The following is a 19,449-nucleotide window of genomic DNA, read 5'->3' as shown; positions in this document are numbered from 1 at the left end:
TAACTTAAAAAACCTTACTTTTGCACCTTTATTAAAATACCGTTCATCACATGAGTATTGCATTATCCGAACAGGAGATCATTCGCCGCAAATCTTTACAGGAGCTACGTGCACTGGGTATTAACCCATACCCTGCCGAAGCTTTTAATGTTAACGCCTGGGCACAGGATATAGCCGATAATTTTAAGGATAAACCCGAGGCCTACCAGAATGTTGTAATTGCAGGCCGCATCATGACCCGCCGTATCATGGGCAGCGCTTCGTTTGCCGAATTACAGGATTCGACCGGTCGTGTACAGATCTATATAAAACGCGATGATATTTGCCCTGACGAGGATAAAACTTTATATAATACCGTATTCAAAAAACTACTGGACATTGGCGACTACGTTGGCGTAAAAGGCTATGTGTTTCTTACTCAAACAGGCGAGATCTCGGTTCACGTAAGTGAGCTGGTTGTGCTTTCAAAATCTCTGAAACCGCTACCAGTTGTTAAGCGCGAAGAAGACGGAACTATCCATGATGGTTTTACCGACCCTGAACTGCGTTACCGCCAGCGTTACGTGGATTTAACGGTTAACCCCGATTATAAACAAATTTTCATCAACCGCTCAAAAGTGATCAGCGCTATGCGCGGTTACTTTAATACCCAGGGATGGATGGAAGTGGAAACCCCTATTCTGCAGCCTGTGCATGGTGGTGCAGCGGCCCGTCCGTTTGCTACGCACCATAACACGCTGGATATGCCCTTGTTTTTACGTATTGCCAACGAGCTTTACTTAAAAAGGCTTATCGTTGCCGGCTTTGACGGTGTTTATGAGTTTGGCAAAATGTTCCGCAATGAGGGCATGGACCGCACCCACAACCCGGAGTTTACTGCCATGGAAATTTATGTAGCTTATAAAGACTATATATGGATGATGGCTATGGTTGAGGAATGCCTGGAAACTGTTGCCAAAGCAGTTCACGGAATCCCGGTTGTGCAGGTTGGCAGCAATGAGATCAACTTTGCAGGCCCGTACGAAAAATTATCGATGTATGACTCGATCCTGAAATACACCGGTATTGACGTATCTGCAATGGACGAAGCAGGCTTACGCGAGGTTTGCGAAGAACTAAAAATAGAAGTAAACCCAAGCATGGGCAAAGGCAAACTGATCGACGAGATTTTCAGCGCTAAAGTTGAGCATCACCTGATCCAGCCTACTTATATTACCGACTACCCTATCGAAATGACCCCTCTTGCCAAAAAGCACCGTACTAAAGAAGGTTTGGTTGAGCGTTTTGAGTTATTCGTAAATGGTAAAGAGATAGCAAATGCTTACTCGGAGCTGAATGACCCTATCGACCAGCGTGAGCGTTTGGAAGAGCAGCTGATCCTGGCCGGTCGCGGTGATGACGAAGCTATGGCCATGGATGACGATTTTTTACGTGCGCTTGAATATGGCATGCCGCCAACATCTGGTTTAGGTATCGGTATCGACAGGCTGGTAATGCTGATGACCAATCAAAGCACCATCCAGGAAGTATTGTTCTTCCCGCAAATGCGCCCGGAGAAAAAAGCTAAAGTAGCTACCGCCGATGATTTTATAAATATTGGCGTACGAGCCGAATGGGTACCGGTATTGAATAAAATGGGCTTTAATACCGTTGAAGAATTAAAAGCAGCTAACCCCAACAAGGTATTTAATGACCTTGGCGGGATGCGTAAAAAACTAAAACTCGATATTACCATGCCAACCAAAGAAGAGGTAATGGCTTGGTTTGAATAATTAAACCTTGATTTGTAGGATTTTCGGATTACCCTGATATTTAATAATGGCCTGCTTCGTGCAGGCCATTTTAGTTTATAATCAATCGTAAAATCTTTCAATCAAGAAAATCAACGCAATCAGCGTAATCCCTCCATTCAGCGGTTATAATTTCTTAACAAAAGCTTAAAAAAAATAATACTTTCATTTAAAAAGAGTTAGCTATTATTGTAATAAACATATATTACAAATATCATGACCAACTCAATATTAGAGATCACCGAAAACGAATACCTGATCAAACTTAACAGGAGCAATTTTAACCTGTCGTTCATCAGGAGTTTATTGAAACTTGTTGAAGTGGCCAATCCGTCTGAAGAATCTGAATATTCATCATACACAGACAGCTACGTTCAGCCTTATCAAAACCATTCAGCAACGCCTGATTATTTCAGCGCCATTGAAGAAAAATAAAAGGGACGCGGTTTTCGCGTCCCTTTTATTTTTATCCCTTTTTCTTACCTGTTCTTTTTCTTAGAACTGACGATATCCACCTCTTACTACTTGCTTATCCATTTGGGCTAATTGGCCTTTCATCATTTTAATTTGTTCGGTAAGCAATTTGTTCTTATCATCTTTTGAAGCTTCTGACAAATACATTTGCGCCTCGCGCTTGTTACGCTTAGCCATTGAAATGCCGGCCAGGCTCAACTTCGCCAAAGCTATATTGTGCGACATTTTCATACCCAGCGACAGAGCTTTCTTAAAGTATTTCTCTGATTTCATTGGCGCCTTGCGTGATTCGATCAAACCGATCAGCAAGTTGTAGTAACCGTGCTGGTTTTTGTGAAGCTGTTTTTCGTAATCGGTAATTTTCAACAACCATACTTCCGACTTTTCAGAATTTTCCTTACGTAAAAAATACTGGGCGATGATCATATTCTCGTTAAAGAAGAAGCTAAGCAGTATAACACCGCCCATTAACAGAACAAAAATACCCCATCCCCAAAAACCGAATGCACATAGCGCAACCGCCGCACCCATCACTACACAAGCAATAACTAACCGAACAATATTTGACATAATTTTGTGATACTAATATTAGCGCAAATATCTGTTTATTTGTACGCTTAATCAACTTCTATCTAAATATTTATGGCGATTGCATTACCACCATCATGGCTTGAGGTTTTACAACAGGAATTTGACAAACCTTACATGATAAAACTTAAACAATTTTTAAAAGAAGAGCAGCAATCAGGGCAAGTTGTTTATCCCAAAAACGGCGAAATTTTCAATGCTTTCAATACTACACCTTTTGATGATGTTAAAGTTGTTATATTAGGGCAGGACCCTTATCATGGCGCTCACCAGGCCCATGGTCTTTCCTTTTCAGTACAAAAGGGCATTGCTATTCCCCGATCATTGATAAACATTTACAAAGAGCTGCAAAACGATATTCCCGGATTTAAAATCCCCGCACATGGCAACCTCGAAGAATGGGCTAAACAAGGTGTATTGTTACTGAACGCTACATTAACCGTTAGGGCAGGCAATGCAGGTTCGCATCAAAAAAGAGGATGGGAAGAATTTACCGATGAGGTAATCAAAACCATTTCCGATAAAAAAGAAGGCATCGTGTTTATACTGTGGGGAGCCTTTGCCCAATCAAAAGCGGTTTTGATTGATGAGAAAAAACATTTCATTATTCGCTCTCCCCACCCCTCGCCTTTCTCAGCCGATCGCGGTTTTTTTGGCAGCAAACCATTTTCAAAAACTAACGAGATCCTGAAAAAAGAAGGTAAAAAAGAGATTGACTGGCAAATACATTAGGGGAAAGAATCAAGACGGCAAGAGTCAAGAAATCAAGATTTAAAAAAGTCTGAAACTAAAAAGAGTCAAGAAATGAAAGATATTTAATCCTTCTTCTTGACTCTTGATTCTTATAGTCTTGACTCTTATCTAATACTCCAGCGGCACTATAGGCTCTTTTTTACTGGTAGACATGATCATCATGGTTTGGAATGTTTTAACCACAGTAATGCGGCTGATCTTTTCCATGATGAGTTGCTCGTATGATTTGATGTCGCGTACGTATACCTTTAACAGAAAATCACACTGCCCGGTGACGTGATGACACTCAGTTACTTCTTTAATATTCTTGATCTCATCCAAAAAAGTTTGAATGGTATTTTTTTGATGAAAATCAAGGGAGATCTGGATAAAGGTTTTGATTCCTAATCCTAACTTCTCTTCATCTACCAGTGCATGATAACTTTTTATGTATTCGGCGTTCTCAAGTTTACGCACGCGTTCAAGAGTAGGTGCTGGCGAAAGCCCTATCTCGTTAGACAACTGGAGGTTGGTTATCCTTCCGTTTTCCTGTAAAATCTTGAGTATTTGTAGGTCTATTTTATCTAATTCGGCGGCCATAGTTGTATGCAAATATAGTATTTTCCTTGCTTCGCAAAATTTAATTTTTCGTTAAAGTACTTCAACGAAAACATATTTCCTAACGTTTATTTTTTTAGATTAGTCTAAATTTTTTATTAGATTTGTTTAAATGAACACTTTAGCCGAGGAAAACTACTTAAAATCCATCTATCATCTCTCTGTAAATGATGGAAATGCAAGTACAAATCAAATCGCATCCTCGCTAAATACCAAAGCGTCTTCGGTTACCGACATGCTAAAAAAACTTGCTGAGAAAGCGCTCATCAATTACACCCCTTACCAGGGAGTAAGCCTTACCCCTTCCGGCGAGAAAATAGCGATAAGCATTATCCGCAAACACCGGCTGTGGGAGTACTTTCTTGTAGAGAAACTCAATTTTAAATGGGACCAGGTTCATGACCTTGCCGAAGAGATGGAACATATCTCGTCTGAAGAGTTAATTGACCGCCTTGACAAGTTTATGGGTTATCCAACACATGACCCACACGGCGACCCTATACCTGACTGTAACGGCCGTTTTAACACGCACGAGTTAAAACCGGTTTCGGCAGTAACAGTTAATCAAAGCGGTATAATTTCAGGCGTACGCGACCATAGTTCATCCTTTTTACAATACCTCGATAAAAAACAGCTTACCATCGGCTGCAAAATAATGATCACTGATATTATTGAATATGACCATTCGGTAGTGGTACAAACCGGCAATAAAGAAGTGCATATCAGCCGCGAAGTAGCCAACAACTTGCTTATAGCCCTATGAACAATACACACAACGAATCTTTAGGCAATGTACACGGATCAGTAACCACCGAAAACAAAAACGGCTGGCGTAAGCTGATGGCTTTCCTGGGCCCGGCTTACCTGGTGAGCGTAGGGTATATGGATCCTGGAAATTGGGCAACGGATATCGCAGGCGGCAGTGCTTTTGGATATAAGCTGATCTGGGTGTTGTTTGTATCCAACATGATTGCCCTCCTGCTGCAATCACTGGCAGCCCGGTTGGGGATAGTGCGCGGGCTTGATCTTGCACAGGCTTCTAAAAATGCCTATCCTCGTTTTGTAAACTTTTGCCTGTATATACTGGCACAAATAGCCATTATAGCCTGTGACCTGGCCGAAATTATCGGCATGGCCATTGGTTTAAAACTACTGTTTCATCTTCCATTAATCTGGGGGGTATCGCTTACCATTACCGATACCGTGCTAATGCTCTACCTCATGAATAAGGGTATGCGCAAACTCGAAGGTTTTATTATTTCGATGATCTTTATAGTCGGGCTCTCTTTTTTGGTCGAAATGTTTATCGTTAGACCCGATGTAATAGAGGTAGCAAAAGGTTTCATTCCCGGCAACCTGTTTAAAGGTGATAAAATAAGCCAGCAAATGCTTTATATAGCTATAGGCATTATTGGCGCTACGGTAATGCCACACAACCTGTATCTGCATTCATCGCTGGTGCAAACCCGTCAAATAACACGTACCGAAGAAGGATTCAGGGCGGCGATTAAGTTTAATCTTTTTGATACGGTTATAGCCCTTAATCTTGCTTTTTTTGTAAATGCGGCTATTTTGATATTAGCAGCAAGCGCCTTTTTCAGAAACGGCTATTTTGAAGTAGCGGAGATTCAGGATGCATTCAAGCTGCTGGAGCATATTTTCGGTGCAATTGCGCCTACTTTATTTGCCATAGCGCTCATTGCCTCGGGGCAAAGCTCAACCATTACCGGTACGCTTGCCGGGCAAATCATTATGGAAGGGCACATTAACCTGCGGATAGAGCCCTGGTTACGCCGCCTGCTTACCCGTGTATTGGCTATTGTACCGGCAGTGTTCACCATACTTTTTTATGGCGAGGAAGGTTTAGGAAAACTCCTGATCTTAAGCCAGGTTGTATTAAGCCTTCAGTTGGGTTTTGCGGTAATCCCCCTCATCCATTTTACGTCCGACAGGAAAAGAATGGGCAAGTTTACTATCAATTTCCAAACAAGGGCATTGGCCTGGGCAAGCGCCGTGTTAATCGTTGCCTTAAACGCCAAACTGGTATACGAACAAATTGGTGATTGGGTAAATAGCACATCGTCACCAGTTTGGATCTATGCTATTGTGGTTCCGATTGTTATCGGCATAGCGATATTACTGATCTATGTGTTTATACGGCCATTATTATTTAAACATCACGACAGACCTGCTATTGTACCGCATGGTATAGCCAATGCCATTACCGAACTCGATGCGATAACTTACAGTCACATTGCCATAACTATAGATTTTTCAAAGAATGATACTGATTGCCTGCGCCATGCTATTATGCAGGGAGGTAAAAAGGCCGATTATACATTGATACACGTTGTTGAAACTGCCGGTGCGCGTTACTATGGCGGCCAGGTGCTGGATAATGAAACCCAAATTGATTTTAACAACCTTGACAAATACGTTTGCGCTTTAAAAAACCTTGGCTACAATGCCCAGGGACAAATTGGTTACGGCAACCCGGCCAGTGCTATTGCCGAAATTGTGAAAGACGAGAAAATTGATTTCATTGTCATGGGCTCGCACGGACACAAAGCTTTGAAAGATCTCATATTTGGCACCACTGTAAATTCTGTAAGGCACAAGGTTAACGTGCCTGTACTGGTGGTAAAGCCACAGTCAAACTAATTTTGTAAGTTTGCGGCTGAATAATTATGAGCCAGGATAACATCTATATAAAAAATAAAAAAGCCTACTTTGAGTATCACATACTTGATAAATATGTAGCAGGCATACAGTTGCTCGGTACCGAAATCAAGTCGATAAGGCAGGGTAAGGCTAACATTAATGACGCTTTTTGTACATTCATTAATAACCAGTTATATGTACGCAACCTGCATATCTCTGAATATTCATTCGGCTCGTTCTATAACCATGAGGCCAAGCGCGACCGCATCCTGCTGTTAAATAAAAAAGAACTCAAGAAACTCCAGACCCGTGGCGAAGAACGTGGATTAACTATAGTTCCGCTGGCACTATTTATCAGCGAGCGCGGCTTTGCCAAACTTGAAATTGGCCTTGCACAAGGCAAAAAGACATATGATAAACGCGAAACCATGAAGGAGCGTGATACCAAAATTGAACTGGACAGGGTGATGAAAAGATAGTCGCCCCCCAGCCCCCTAAAGGGGGAGGTTAAGTGCATAATTGATCAAATATTGAAATAATAACAAGGCCCGGGTTTAAAAATCCGGGCCTTGTTGCTAACATGCTGCTAATCAAAAGTTCCCCTTTTAGGGGGTTAGGGGGCGATTTACCAGGCTTTATCCCCTACCAATGGTACAAACCTAAAGGTGTCCAGCACAATCTTTTCATAATCGTTATCTCCCACTTTTAGTATTGTAACCATTTTTTGGGTTTCCTCATCACCAACCGGGATAACCAGGATACCGCCTATTTTTAATTGCTTTAACAGCACGTCGGGTACGGTAGGTGCTCCGGCGGTAACAATGATCTTATCATAAGGTGCGTGTTCGGATATCCCAACAGAGCCATCTCCCAGGAAAAAACGGGCATTGTAACCCATTTCATTGGGCAGCACATATTTGGTGCGGTGATAGAGCTTTTCCTGGCGTTCAATAGTGTAAACATTAGCTCCCAGTTCAAGCAGGATACAGGTTTGATACCCCGAGCCTGTGCCTATTTCAAGAACTTTATCCCCTTTACGGATATGCAGTAATTCGGTTTGATAGGCCACAGTATAGGGTTGCGATATCGTTTGCCCTTCGCCTATCGGGAACGCAATATCCCTGTAAGCCTGGTTCCAGAAAGTTTCATCAAAAAAACAATGACGTTTTACCTTACCAATAGCCTCTAAAACGTGTTCGTCGCCAATTCCCTTCTTTCTCAAAACATCCACCAGCCTTTTACGGGCACCCTGTTCGCGGTAATTATCAGTATACTTGTAAGCCATTTTCAAAGGCAAAGTTAATACGAATTTTCACACAATTTACCCAACAAGCATCATTTACGGGGTTTTGGACCCTGGTAGTTATTTATGTGCTTCATTAGTACAAATTTAAAATTCAATTTTATCAATAATGAAACGCATGGTCTAAAAACACGACACGCCGAACAGTTTGTCCGGCGTGTCATGTTTTTATGTAATTAAGAATTTATACCTCCCTGTTACTATCCCACTTCTCTAAATAATCGGCCACACGCCTTACAAACGAGCCACCCAAAGCTCCATCTACTACGCGGTGATCATATGATAATGACAGGAACATCATGTGGCGTATGGCAATCATATCGCCTTCTTTTGTTTCAATTACAGCCGGCTTTTTCTTAATAGCGCCAACAGCTAAAATGGCAACCTGCGGCTGATTAATTATAGGGGTACCCATTACGTTGCCAAATGAGCCAACGTTGGTAATAGTAAATGTACCCTCTTTCACATCATCGGGCAGTAACTTGCCGTTACGCGCCCGGTTTGCCAGGTCATTAACTGCCTTTGTTAAACCAACAAGGTTAAGCTCATCAGCTTTCTTTATTACCGGCACAATCAGGTTACCGTTAGGTAATGCTGTTGCCATACTGATATTGATCGCAGCTTTCTTTATGATCTGTGTGCCGTTAACCGATACATTGATCATCGGAAAATCCTTAATGGCTTTCGCCACCGCCTCAATAAATATAGGTGTAAAGGTTATTTTTTCGCCTTCGCGCTTTTCAAAGCTATTTTTTACTTTTTCGCGCCACAATACCAGGTTGGTTACATCGGCTTCAACAAATGAGGTAACATGTGGCGATGTTTGCTTGCTCATTACCATATGGTCGGCAATCAAACGGCGCATCCTGTCCATTTCTATGATCTCATCAGCACCAGATACCGAAGCGGCAGCAGGCTGCTGCTCAACAGGGGCAGCTTTTGGCGTTTCGGTTTTTGCAGGTTCCGGAGTTGCAGCAATTACCGGTTGCGGCGCAGGTTCAGCGGCCGGTCGTGCTTCCTTAGCAGGCTCAACTACTTTTACTGGTTGTTCGGCAGTTTGAGCAGTAAACGACTCAACCTGAGTTGACGAACGCGTATTTTGAACAGATGAAGTTTTTGCCTGCAGATAGTTCAGCAGGTCATCTTTGGTTAAACGACCATCCGAACCTGTTCCAGGGATGCTGTCCAACTCCTCAATACTGATACCTTCCTGTGTGGCAATATTTCTTACGAGAGGCGAATAAAAACGGCCTTCGGATTTAAATACCGGAGCAGCAGGCGAACTTTTTTGCTCAAGCTGATCAATACCAGGAATGCCAGATAAATTTTCCGGCTGAATTTCGCTCAGTTCCGGTTCAGGAGTTTTTTCAACTTCTTTAGACGGAACAGTTTCGTGATAAGTTGAGTCTGCTATTTTTGGTTCTTCAACAGGTTGAGAAGTTGGAGCTTCTTCCGGCTGAACGCTTACCGGGGCAGTTTCGGCTTCATCAGTTTCAATGATAGCTATAACCGCGCCTACCTGTACCACATCATTTTCCTGATACAGTTGTTCAACTAACTTACCGGCTACAGGCGAAGGCACATCAGAATCGACTTTATCGGTAGCGATTTCCATTACCGCGTCATCGGCATTTACCTTATCACCCGGATTTTTAACCCATTTGATAACGGTTGCCTCAGCAACGCTCTCCCCCATTTTTGGCAATAACAGCTGGTATCTGGCCATACAGTAGAATATAGTTTAACCCCAAAATTATGTATTTAAATCTTTACTTTTTAATTTCAGTAAGCAAAGTATTCAACATTGACAGCGCCATCACAGCACTTCGCTCAATGTTTTGCCTGCGTTTACTGCCAAATGTGTATTTCTTTATTAATGATTTCCCTTCTGCTGCAGCCGCAATCCACACAGTACCAACGGGTTTATCCTCCGTTCCTCCGCCCGGACCAGCTACACCGGTAATAGCGACAGCCAAATCCGACTTGAAATTTAACAGTGCGCCTTCTACCATTTCCGTTACCGTTTCTTCACTAACGGCTCCATGTTGCCACAAAGTTTCGTTCTTTACTCCTAAAATACTCTCCTTTAACTCATATGAGTAGGATACAGCGCCTCCTAAAAACACCTGTGATGAACCAGGATGCTGGGTAAACAAATGGGACAGATAGCCTCCGGTACAGCTCTCGGCTACTGATAAAGTGAGGCCGTTTGCTTCCATCCTGTCAAGTATGGCCTTTTCAAGCGGGATGTCCTGATCAATAACAAACGGTGAACCTATGCGTTCAATTAAACGGGAGGCAAATGCATCCACCTCTTTTTGCAAAGCAGTTTCATCATTGCCAAAAGCGCTTAAGCGTAAACGCACCTGGCCTAACTTGGGCAGGTAGGCCAGTTTAATATGCGATGGCAAGTCATTTTCGATATCCGCAATCCGTTCGGCCAAAAATGATTCACCCTCGCCAACGGTTAGCAACGTTTTATGAATGATCACCGGAAGCTTTAAGGTAGCCTTAATTTTAGGCAATACCTGCCCTTCCATCATGTACATCATCTCAAACGGCACACCCGGCATCGACATATAGATAACCCCATTATGATTAAACCACATGCCCGGAGCAGTGCCGTTTTCATTAAGCACAACTTCGCAATTGGCTGGTACAAGCGCCTGCTGTTTGTTGATCTCCAGTAACGGGCGATTATATTTGGCAAAAATGCGTTCTACATTAGCAAATGCATCCTTGTTTTCAACAAGTTCAACACCAAAGTATTCGGCTAATGTTTTTTTGGTAATATCATCTTTTGTAGGGCCAAGTCCACCGGTAATAAAAATGATACTGGCCCGGCTTGCTGCTTCGGCTAATGCCTTCAGGATATGTTCTTTATCGTCGCTTATTGATGAGATCTGCTTTACCCTTATCCCTATCTTGTTAAGTTCGGTAGCCATCCAGGCCGAATTGGTATCAACAATTTGTCCGATAAGTATCTCGTCGCCGATGGTAATTATTTCTGCCAGCATTATTATATTAATAAAAAGATGATTGTGGATTGTAATCGCTTTTCTTGCTTAGTTTCAAATCCTGCAAAATGGAAGCTTTAACCTTTAAAGTTACGTTATACATTTTGTATACACCGAAAGGAATCCATTGAAAGGCCAAATCCCAGCAATGCAAATCGCGGTATATTGAAAACGAGGTAGCACTTGCAAATTTCGCCGCCTTGATATCATACGTAGTAGAATATTGGATCTTCCACTTTTGCGTAAGGTTCACATCGCCCGAGATCTGGAGTGTATTACTGGTTGTTTTGTTGTTTAAGTAGTTTTGATAGCTAAAACTGTAATTGAGCGAGATATTCCACGGCACGTTAAAGTCAACGTATGCATTCGGATCGCTATTTACCAGGGCCAGTCTCTGAGCTTGGGTGGGATTCATGGTTGCGATAGTATTCAGGGCGGCATTTCCCGGAGTTGCTTTAGTTGAATTCAAACTCCCACCCATAGAGATGTTTAAACCTGATAAAGTTGGGAATTTGCCGTCCTGCCAGGCATACCTGTTTATATAACGGCTTGTTCTTACAATCTGATTATTAGAGATTGAATCGCTTACCTTGGTTACGTATGGGCTAAACACTCCCGAAAAACTGATACTTAATTTTTGATTGAAAATAGCGGTATGCCCCGAAAATGAAATATCAGAAAGTTTCATTGAGTCGGCTGCAAAATTATAAAAGGTGGAGAACGACAAACCTTGTAAAATCATGATTTTTCGGTCGGTGCCGGATGTGTCCGTGCTTTTAGCTTTTACCTTAGCTTCTATCGTGTTATCTACCGAAAAGTTTAAACCCGCCTGCTTACCTGCTGAGGGGCCGCCGTAAACTCCGTTCTGGAAAATAGAATATTTTTGATAGGTATACGGATAAGGAACCGTGGCTGTACTAACAGCTGTTTTGTAATAGCCAAAGCTTGGGTCGCTGAAGTCGGGACGATAGCTAAAACTTATTGACGGAGTTGCCACGTGCCTAATTGCTTTCAGGTTACCATGTTTAAAGTTTATGGTACCGTACAATTTAGTTGATATACCTGTACTGATGCTATACTCCCCGGCACGCTTAAACCCAGGTATAGTATCAATAATTAACTGATTTGAACCGGCAATGCTTCCCCTTTCAAATCTTTCATTAATGCTTTGAAAATACCAGCGTTCGGTATAGTTAACACTGTTATTAAACTGAAAGTACTTTAATACGTTTAAGCCCAAACTAACCGGGATGGTATGCTGAAAACCATTTTGTAACCGTTTTGATAAAGTTTCGCCTTTAAATAATTGGGACTCGGGTATATCGTTAAGCTTGTTGGTACCTACTAAATTATAGCTCACGGTAATTTTCTGATACCATTTTTGTTCGCCAACCCTGTTTTTAGAGTCGAATGGGTTTATCGACGACATACCGAAGGCAATAGTGGGCAACTCGATATTCACCGTTTTACGGGCTATATCCTGGCTATGCGAAATGCCTACACTTAAGTTAAACGGTGTACCTGCCCAGGTTTTACCATAAGCGATACTTGAGCGTAAACTACTTTGAGCAATGGAGTTAACATTATAGTTACTTGCCGATGGCGTGTTCCTAAAAAAACCGGAAGTACCTGCATCAACCGAAGCACTGAAAGTTGAACCGGGATTAGCATTGGCATCCTGCACGTGCGACCAATAAATATGCGCGTCTTTAGTGGCCGGGTCGCCCTCAAGGCCATAGTTATGCGAGCCGAAGCTTAGCGTAACGTTGCCTGTATATTTATAACGTTTAAGATATCGTGCCGTGCTGCTTAGTTCATACGAGCCTTTTGAGTAGATAGACCCGGTTGTAGTCAAATCTACATAATCACTTATGCCAATATAGTATCCAAGCCCTTTTAAATAGAAACCCAGGGTGTTGTCCTCACCAAAAGTTGGCAAAATAACACCTGATGTCCTGGTGTCCGGCTTAGGGAAAAAACCAAAAGGAATGGCAAGCGGTAAGGGGACCCCTTCAATCTCCAGGTAGGCGGGCCCGGATATAATGCGTTTCTTTTCGCCGATGCCACGTGTAATCACTATACCAAAGTGTGTATCTGGGTAAGGCAAATCGCAGGTACTGAAAATAACGTTACGGTATGCAACCTCATCGTCATTGAGTTTTTTTGCCTGCCCGCCCGAAATAAAGTTGCCTTCCTGCTCGGATGCAGGATTATATATCTTTACTTTTTTTGTTTGATAATTAAAAATCAGCGAATCGGATGCTACGGGCTTATCCGTTTTTTGCTTCATAATAGGCCTGCGGACATATTGGTGTGTACGCGGGTCAATGCTTCCCCGTGCAAATATGAGGTGGTTTTTATCATCAACCCTGATATAGTCTGCGTCAAGCTCAAAATCTTCATAGGTTACACGGGCCTTGCCGTAAAAATAGGTAACCTGGTGCTCCCGGTCTGAGTGGGTCGAGTCCTCGGCAGTTGCCTTTACTTCTGATTGCAGACCGCCTTTATTCTTTTTAGTGGTATCATTTGCAGGTAAAGAATTTACCGGCTTACCGTTTCTCAACGGCGTTATTGAGCCGGATTGTTTACCTTTAAGAAGTTTCTTATCACGAAGCGAATCAAGTTTGATAATAGTATCAGTTAAAGGCCTCCTGCCATGGCTGTTATTTAAAACAGTGCCGGCATTAGCAGCAAGTCCGTTTACTATTAATATAATTGCAAGCAGAAAAAAAAAGGTTATGAATTTCAAAATTGATTATGAATAGTATTTTTGCAGATATAGTTAACAGCGTTCAAAAATAATGAAAAATAAGGCATTGAAAAGATTGATTTATAGTTTGTGGGTGTTGCTGGTTCTCCTTTCATTTTTTCCCTTTAAATCATACAGTTCTATTTTAACCAATAGTCGTCCTCGTCAAACAGACACTGTTGTCAACAGTACCGGTTTTAAGATTAAAACCATTATTATCGACCCCGGGCATGGTGGTAAACCATCAGCCTCTACAGGTCATTATTCACACGGTGCATCGGGCTCTTATTCGTCAGAAAGGAATGTAACGCTGGCTATCGGCTTTAAATTGCAAGCCGCTATAGAAAAAGAATTAAGCGGTGTTAAAGCTGTAATGACCCGTACTACCGAAGATGATGTTTCGTTTGAACGCAGGGCTGAAATAGCCAATGAAAACAAAGGGCAGCTCTTCATTTCCCTGCATTGCAATTCGCTATCCGACAGAACAATTCGCGAAAAAGTTGGCACCAAACGTCATAAAGCGGTATACCGTACCGTTAGGGTTCCGGACAGGTCGGGCAAAGGCGTACTGATTTTAGTTTATGGTTTACACCGTACCCGCGAAGAGGAAAACGCCATTCAAAAAAACCAGGTTGGCGAAGAGACCGAACTCGACGGCGGCGCACTGGACCCGAACGACCCCATGACCATTATTTTAACAAACGAGTACAAAAGAAAGTTCAGGCAGCAGAGTATCAAGCTGGCTACTTTAATTAACGGCGAGTTTGTTGATACCGATGGAAGGCGTAGCGAAGGGATCAGGGAGCAGGGCATTTACGTACTTTGCCACAGCGCAATGCCATCAGTATTGGTTGAAACCGGCTACATCAATAACCCCGACGATGAAAAGTACCTTAATTCAGAAGAAGGACAAAATGAGATTGTAGCTTCAATTATCCGTGCATTAACAACCTATAAAAAAGAAATGGAACAGATTTCGCAATAATTATAAAAGCCAAACTGTTACCTTCCTTGTAAATAAAACGTACATCATAAAACATATAAGCCTGGTTGCAGGTTTATAGCCTTAAACACAATTAACGCATAAACTCTACTTAATGAAAATCTCTAACGAAACCAAAATTGGTGCACTTACGGCAATAGCAATTACCATACTCATATTAGGTTACAGTTATTTACGCGGTAATGATGTTTTTTCAGGATCAAATAAATACTATGCTATTTATAACAGCGTTGAAGGTTTAACCGTTTCAAAACCAGTATTGGTAAACGGTTACCAGATAGGCCGCATCTCTAAAATGAAGCTTCAGCCAGACGGGCGTACCGTGGTTGAATTTAAAATTGAGCCAGATGTGGTTGTGCCTAAAAACACCCTGGCCAAGCTTGAAAGTACCGATCTGCTGGGCAGTAAAGCCATTGTTTTTGAGTTAGGTAACAGTAATGTGCCCGCCGAAGACCAGGATACACTTAAAGCCGATATTCAGGGCAGCCTTGCGGAAAGCCTGCAGCCCATACAAAAAAAGGCAGAGATGCTTATGTCTAAACTCGATTCGTCACTGAGCGCTGTTAACAAGATCCTGAATCCTAACTTTCAGAAAAACATTGACCGCAGTTTCATGAGCATTGCGAACTCATTGCAAACGCTTGAAGGCACTACCAAAAAAATAGACCACCTGGTAGGTTCACAAACCGGACATATCGACGCCATACTTACCAATGCTGAGGAAGTATCAGGCAGCTTAAAGACAAGCACAGCACACCTAAACGGAATGACAGCTAACTTTGAAAAAGTAAGTAATGACGTTGCTGCTGCTAACCTGAAACAAACACTTGATAATGCAAATAAAGCTATGGCCGATTTGCAGGCAACTATTGCCAAAATCAACTCCGGCCAGGGTTCTTTGGGCCTTTTGCTTAATGACGATAAAATGTACAAAAACCTTACAGATGCATCAAACAACCTCAATAACTTGTTTATTGATCTGAAGGCACATCCAAAACGTTATGTGAGCTTCTCGGTATTTGGCGGTAAAAAGGATTAAGGAAAAGCCGAAAGCAAAACGCATAAAACCTAAAGCTATATGCTGGAGTTAATCAATAAACTTTAGATAATTTAGAAGCTTTCAGCCTTCGGCTTTAAGCTTTAAGCTCCCTACTCTAAAAAAAAGGTTTTCCCCTCAATTGCAAGTTCAGTTGAGGGGAAATTTATTTTAGCCTCATCCAGTAACTCATTCAGGGTTTTATAACGGGCCGAAAAATGGCCTATGAGCAGTTTTTTAGCATTGGTTTTCAGGGCTATCTCTCCGGCTTGCAACGCGGTGGTGTGATGGGTTATAACTGCCCTGTCAAGCATATCATTTAAAAAAGTAGCCTCGTGATAAAGCAATGTGGCGTTGGCGATTTGGCCGAAATAGTTTTCATTATACATCGTATCGGAGCAGTAGGCATAGGTTTTAGGCTCGGCCGAATCGATAGTTAGCTCTTCATTTTTGTAAACTTTGCCTTTTTCATCAGTATAATCCCCCCCTTTTTTCAATACCGAATAATAGGCAACCGGGATGTCGATACTTTCTATTTTCTCCTTAATAAGTTTACGAAGTCTTTTCTTTTCCTTAAACAGGAAGCCGGTACAGGCAATGCGGTGATCAAGCGGTATCGTTTCAACTACAACATCACTATTATTGATCACCACTTCACTTTGTTGGGCATTGGTAAATATATATTCAACAGGGAATTGCAGTTCGGTATCTGAATATCTTAATTGCAGATCAATGATTTCTTTCAACTGCACAGGGCATACCAGTTTAAGCGCCTTTTTACGACCGTTAAGGTGCATGGATGATAATAAACCAACCAGGCCTAAATAATGATCGCCGTGAAGATGACTTATAAAAATATGATCAATGCGACTGGCTTTGATATCAAAACGGAGCATTTGTTGCTGAGTGCCTTCGCCGCAGTCTATTAAATACAGGCGCTCATTGATATTGAGCACCTGTGAAGTAGGATTTCTGTTAAAGATGGGGGTTGCGGAGCTGCTGCCAAGTATTGTTACCTCAAATTTCATAATAGGTAAACAATCAAATGGTTTATCTTGCTTCCTTTTTTAATTCCTTTTCAATCTCTTCCATAAAAATAAGATCGACACCCTCCTCGGCGGTTGGGACAATGGTTAATACATTATCCAATTGTGATATGGTTATTAAACGCGCAACGGCGTCATTTAAACCCGCCAAAATAAATGAACCCGTAGCATTTTTACACAAGCGGTGACCAACCAACAAACTGCTTAAGCCTGATGAATCGGCATATTTCACCTGCGACAAGTCGAGAATGATGTTGCGCTGCCCCTCTGTATTGATCAAAATCAGTTCTGATTTTAACTGAGGCGTTACTATTGAATTTAATTTTGATTCATTAAGTTTCAATAATATATATTTCTCATGTTTATCTACGGTAAATTTCATTCTTATTAAATTTAATAAGCTAAGATAAATATTTTATGGATATTTTAAAATTACATAACGCTCAACGCGTCATTAATTGCTGTTTCAACGCGGGCTAATACATTCCCTTCGGCAGGCTTAACAAATGGCTCGCCGATAATCTTTTCGTAAAGCTCTATATAACGCTCAGATATCGAATTAACAATCTCTTCGGTCATAACCGGCACTACTTGCCCTTCTTTACCCTGGAAGCCATTTTCGATAAGCCATTTGCGTACAAATTCTTTAGAAAGCTGTTTCTGCGGCTCACCTTTTTGCTGACGTTCCTCGTACCCTTCTTTATAAAAATATCTTGAAGAATCAGGCGTGTGGATCTCGTCGATCAGGTAAATCTGACCATCAACTTTACCAAACTCATATTTGGTATCTACCAATATTAAGCCTTGTTTCGCTGCAATCTCAGTACCACGTTTAAATAGCGCCTGGGTATAGGCCTCAAGCTTTACATAATCTTCTTCCGATACAATGCCTCTTGACAGGATCTCCGCGCGTGAAATATCTTCGTCATGCCCTACTGATGCTTTAGTGGTAGGCGTAATGATAGGTTGAGGCAGTATGTCATTCTCTTTTAAGCCTTCAGGCAAAGCCACTCCACATACATGATGCCTGCCTGCAGCGTACTCGCGGGCAGCATGACCGGCCAGGTAACCACGGATCACCATCTCTACCTTAAACGGCTCGCAAATACGACCAATGGTAACACTTGGGTCCGGAACAGAAATAACCCAGTTCGGAACAATATCGGCTGTAGCCTTTAAAAAACGGGCTGCTATTTGGTTAAGCACCTGTCCTTTAAACGGAATAGCTTCAGGTAATACAACATCAAAGGCCGAAATCCGATCGGTAACAACCATGGCCAGGAATTTATTATCTATCGTATAAACATCGCGTACTTTCCCCTTGTAAAAAGCCGTTTGCCCCGGAAAGCTGAAATGTGTTTCTTTTATTGAGTTCATTATTTTTAGTTCATGGTTGATAGTTCATAGTTCATAGCCGATTTGCATTATTACCATGAACCATCAACTATGAGCTATGAACTAAACTTAATTACTGTATATCCCCGTAAGCTTCTAATATCTTACGTACTAATTTGTGCCTTACTACGTCTTCGCCGCTCAAGTATACTATCTCGATACCTTTGATATCGGTCAGGATCCTTAAAGCAGTGTGCAGGCCGGATTGTTGTTTTTTTGGTAAATCTATCTGGGTTACGTCGCCGGTTACAATAAATTTAGCTGATGGTCCCATACGTGTCAGGAACATCTTAAGCTGCATATCGGTGGCATTCTGGGCTTCGTCCAAAATAACAAAACAGTTATCAAGGGTACGGCCGCGCATAAAGGCCAGCGGTGCAATCTCAATGGTGCGGTTCTCCAGGTAAACCTTCAGTTTTTCGGCCGGGATCATATCATCAAGCGCATCATATAAAGGCCTCAGGTATGGGTCTATCTTTTCTTTAAGGTCGCCCGGTAAAAAACCAAGGTTCTCCCCTGCTTCAACCGCCGGGCGGGTTAGTATAATGCGTTTAATCTCTTTGTTTTTAAGTGCCCTTACGGCCAATGCCACCGCAGTATACGTTTTACCGGTACCCGCAGGCCCGATTGCAAAAAGGATATCGCTTTTGTTAATACTATCAACCATGCGGCGCTGATTGGTGGTACGCGCCTTAACCATTACGCCGTTAGGCCCAAACACAATCACTTCGCCACTCGCAAATTTATCGGCAGTAACAGGTTCAGATGTAGCTGCATTATTAACCTTCGAACCAAGGATCCGCTCGAGATCAGTTATGTTGAGATTTTCAAATTTCTCAACGTGATTTATCAGATGAGAAAATTTTTCCTGGAAAATATTCAGTTCGTTATCATCGCCCAAAACCTTCACTTCACTGCCGCGAGCAACTATTTTAAGCTTGGGGTATTGTTTCTTAATGATCTCAAAATGATCATTATTAGGCCCCCACAGTACTGCAGGGTTTACGTTTTCAATTGATAGCTTAAGTTCGTTCAAT

At 42.0% G+C, this 19,449-nt stretch carries 18 protein-coding genes; 8 read left to right on the top strand and 10 right to left on the bottom strand.

The annotated features are described in order from the left end of the window. The first annotated feature begins 50 nt into the window (after positions 1–50). Together lysS and BLP33_RS10220 are read left to right on the top strand one after the other, a co-directional pair. A complete protein-coding gene (gene lysS / locus BLP33_RS10225) occupies positions 51–1,772 on the top strand; it encodes a lysine--tRNA ligase (RefSeq protein WP_090527163.1) in 1,722 nt (573 codons plus the stop codon). Between the two features lie 234 nt (positions 1,773–2,006). After that, complete coding sequence (locus tag BLP33_RS10220) at positions 2,007–2,225, top strand: hypothetical protein (RefSeq protein WP_090527160.1); 219 nt, start codon at positions 2,007–2,009, stop codon at positions 2,223–2,225. A gap of 60 nt (positions 2,226–2,285) precedes the next feature. Here BLP33_RS10220 and BLP33_RS10215 read toward each other — a convergent pair whose 3' ends face one another. Continuing rightward, a complete protein-coding gene (locus tag BLP33_RS10215; protein WP_090527157.1) occupies positions 2,286–2,834 on the bottom strand; it encodes a hypothetical protein in 549 nt (182 codons plus the stop codon). A 72-nt stretch (positions 2,835–2,906) separates the two neighbouring features. On the opposite strand from BLP33_RS10215, the gene ung reads away from it, so the two are divergent. Further along, complete coding sequence (gene ung / locus BLP33_RS10210; protein WP_090527151.1) at positions 2,907–3,584, top strand: uracil-DNA glycosylase; 678 nt, start codon at positions 2,907–2,909, stop codon at positions 3,582–3,584. Between the two features lie 129 nt (positions 3,585–3,713). On the opposite strand, the gene BLP33_RS10205 is transcribed toward ung, so the two are convergent. Then, a complete protein-coding gene (locus BLP33_RS10205) occupies positions 3,714–4,184 on the bottom strand; it encodes an Lrp/AsnC family transcriptional regulator (RefSeq protein WP_022832833.1) in 471 nt (156 codons plus the stop codon). Positions 4,185–4,314: 130 nt separating this feature from the next. On the opposite strand from BLP33_RS10205, the gene BLP33_RS10200 reads away from it, so the two are divergent. The 3 genes from BLP33_RS10200 to smpB are packed head-to-tail and all read left to right on the top strand — an operon-like array spanning position 4,315 to position 7,342. Next, the gene (locus BLP33_RS10200; RefSeq protein ID WP_090527149.1) at positions 4,315–4,965 is read left to right on the top strand and encodes a metal-dependent transcriptional regulator; all 651 of its coding nucleotides are present in this window, start codon (positions 4,315–4,317) and stop codon (positions 4,963–4,965) included. Further along, positions 4,962–6,863 (top strand): Nramp family divalent metal transporter, encoded by a 1,902-nt coding sequence (locus BLP33_RS10195; RefSeq protein WP_090527147.1) that lies wholly within the window; start codon positions 4,962–4,964, stop codon positions 6,861–6,863. Before BLP33_RS10200 ends, BLP33_RS10195 begins: the two co-directional genes overlap by 4 nt. Before the next feature lie 26 nt (positions 6,864–6,889). Continuing rightward, on the top strand, positions 6,890–7,342 hold the full coding sequence (gene smpB / locus BLP33_RS10190; RefSeq protein ID WP_090527145.1) for an SsrA-binding protein SmpB: 453 nt from the start codon (positions 6,890–6,892) through the stop codon (positions 7,340–7,342). Between the two features lie 146 nt (positions 7,343–7,488). On the opposite strand, the gene BLP33_RS10185 is transcribed toward smpB, so the two are convergent. The 4 genes from BLP33_RS10185 to BLP33_RS10170 all read right to left on the bottom strand — a co-directional run bounded on the left by BLP33_RS10185 (position 7,489) and on the right by BLP33_RS10170 (position 13,932). Next, the gene (locus BLP33_RS10185; RefSeq protein ID WP_090527143.1) at positions 7,489–8,148 is read right to left on the bottom strand and encodes a protein-L-isoaspartate(D-aspartate) O-methyltransferase; all 660 of its coding nucleotides are present in this window, start codon (positions 8,146–8,148) and stop codon (positions 7,489–7,491) included. A gap of 202 nt (positions 8,149–8,350) precedes the next feature. Then, positions 8,351–9,892, bottom strand: coding sequence for a 2-oxo acid dehydrogenase subunit E2 (locus tag BLP33_RS10180; RefSeq protein ID WP_090527141.1), 1,542 nt, complete (start codon positions 9,890–9,892; stop codon positions 8,351–8,353). Between the two features lie 43 nt (positions 9,893–9,935). Continuing rightward, positions 9,936–11,183 (bottom strand): competence/damage-inducible protein A, encoded by a 1,248-nt coding sequence (locus BLP33_RS10175; RefSeq protein ID WP_090527139.1) that lies wholly within the window; start codon positions 11,181–11,183, stop codon positions 9,936–9,938. Between the two features lie 7 nt (positions 11,184–11,190). Beyond that, positions 11,191–13,932, bottom strand: a complete 2,742-nt coding sequence (locus BLP33_RS10170; protein WP_090527137.1) for a putative LPS assembly protein LptD — start codon at positions 13,930–13,932, stop codon at positions 11,191–11,193. A 52-nt stretch (positions 13,933–13,984) separates the two neighbouring features. Here BLP33_RS10170 and BLP33_RS10165 point away from each other — a divergent pair, with 52 nt between their 5' ends. Beyond that, positions 13,985–14,917, top strand: coding sequence for an N-acetylmuramoyl-L-alanine amidase family protein (locus tag BLP33_RS10165; protein ID WP_090527135.1), 933 nt, complete (start codon positions 13,985–13,987; stop codon positions 14,915–14,917). Positions 14,918–15,029: 112 nt separating this feature from the next. Continuing rightward, positions 15,030–15,974 carry an MlaD family protein gene (locus tag BLP33_RS10160; RefSeq protein ID WP_090527134.1) on the top strand — a complete coding sequence of 315 codons (945 nt, stop codon included), beginning with the start codon at positions 15,030–15,032 and terminating at the stop codon, positions 15,972–15,974. Positions 15,975–16,084: 110 nt separating this feature from the next. Here the strand turns inward: BLP33_RS10160 and BLP33_RS10155 are convergent, their stop codons facing one another. The 4 genes from BLP33_RS10155 to BLP33_RS10140 form a co-directional block, all read right to left on the bottom strand. Further along, positions 16,085–16,999, bottom strand: coding sequence for a ribonuclease Z (locus BLP33_RS10155; protein ID WP_090527132.1), 915 nt, complete (start codon positions 16,997–16,999; stop codon positions 16,085–16,087). A 22-nt stretch (positions 17,000–17,021) separates the two neighbouring features. Next, positions 17,022–17,399 carry an STAS domain-containing protein gene (locus BLP33_RS10150; protein ID WP_090527130.1) on the bottom strand — a complete coding sequence of 126 codons (378 nt, stop codon included), beginning with the start codon at positions 17,397–17,399 and terminating at the stop codon, positions 17,022–17,024. A 50-nt stretch (positions 17,400–17,449) separates the two neighbouring features. Next, positions 17,450–18,394, bottom strand: a complete 945-nt coding sequence (locus BLP33_RS10145; RefSeq protein ID WP_090527128.1) for a phosphoribosylaminoimidazolesuccinocarboxamide synthase — start codon at positions 18,392–18,394, stop codon at positions 17,450–17,452. Between the two features lie 91 nt (positions 18,395–18,485). Beyond that, positions 18,486–19,448: a PhoH family protein gene (locus tag BLP33_RS10140; RefSeq protein WP_090527126.1), complete on the bottom strand. Its 963-nt coding sequence runs from the start codon at positions 19,446–19,448 to the stop codon at positions 18,486–18,488. Position 19,449 lies beyond the last annotated feature (1 nt).

The organism is Mucilaginibacter sp. NFR10, assembly GCF_900100445.1.
Taxonomy (GTDB): domain Bacteria; phylum Bacteroidota; class Bacteroidia; order Sphingobacteriales; family Sphingobacteriaceae; genus Mucilaginibacter; species Mucilaginibacter rubeus.
Note: the sequence above shows the minus strand (reverse complement) of the source record. Positions and strands in the feature narration are given on the sequence as shown.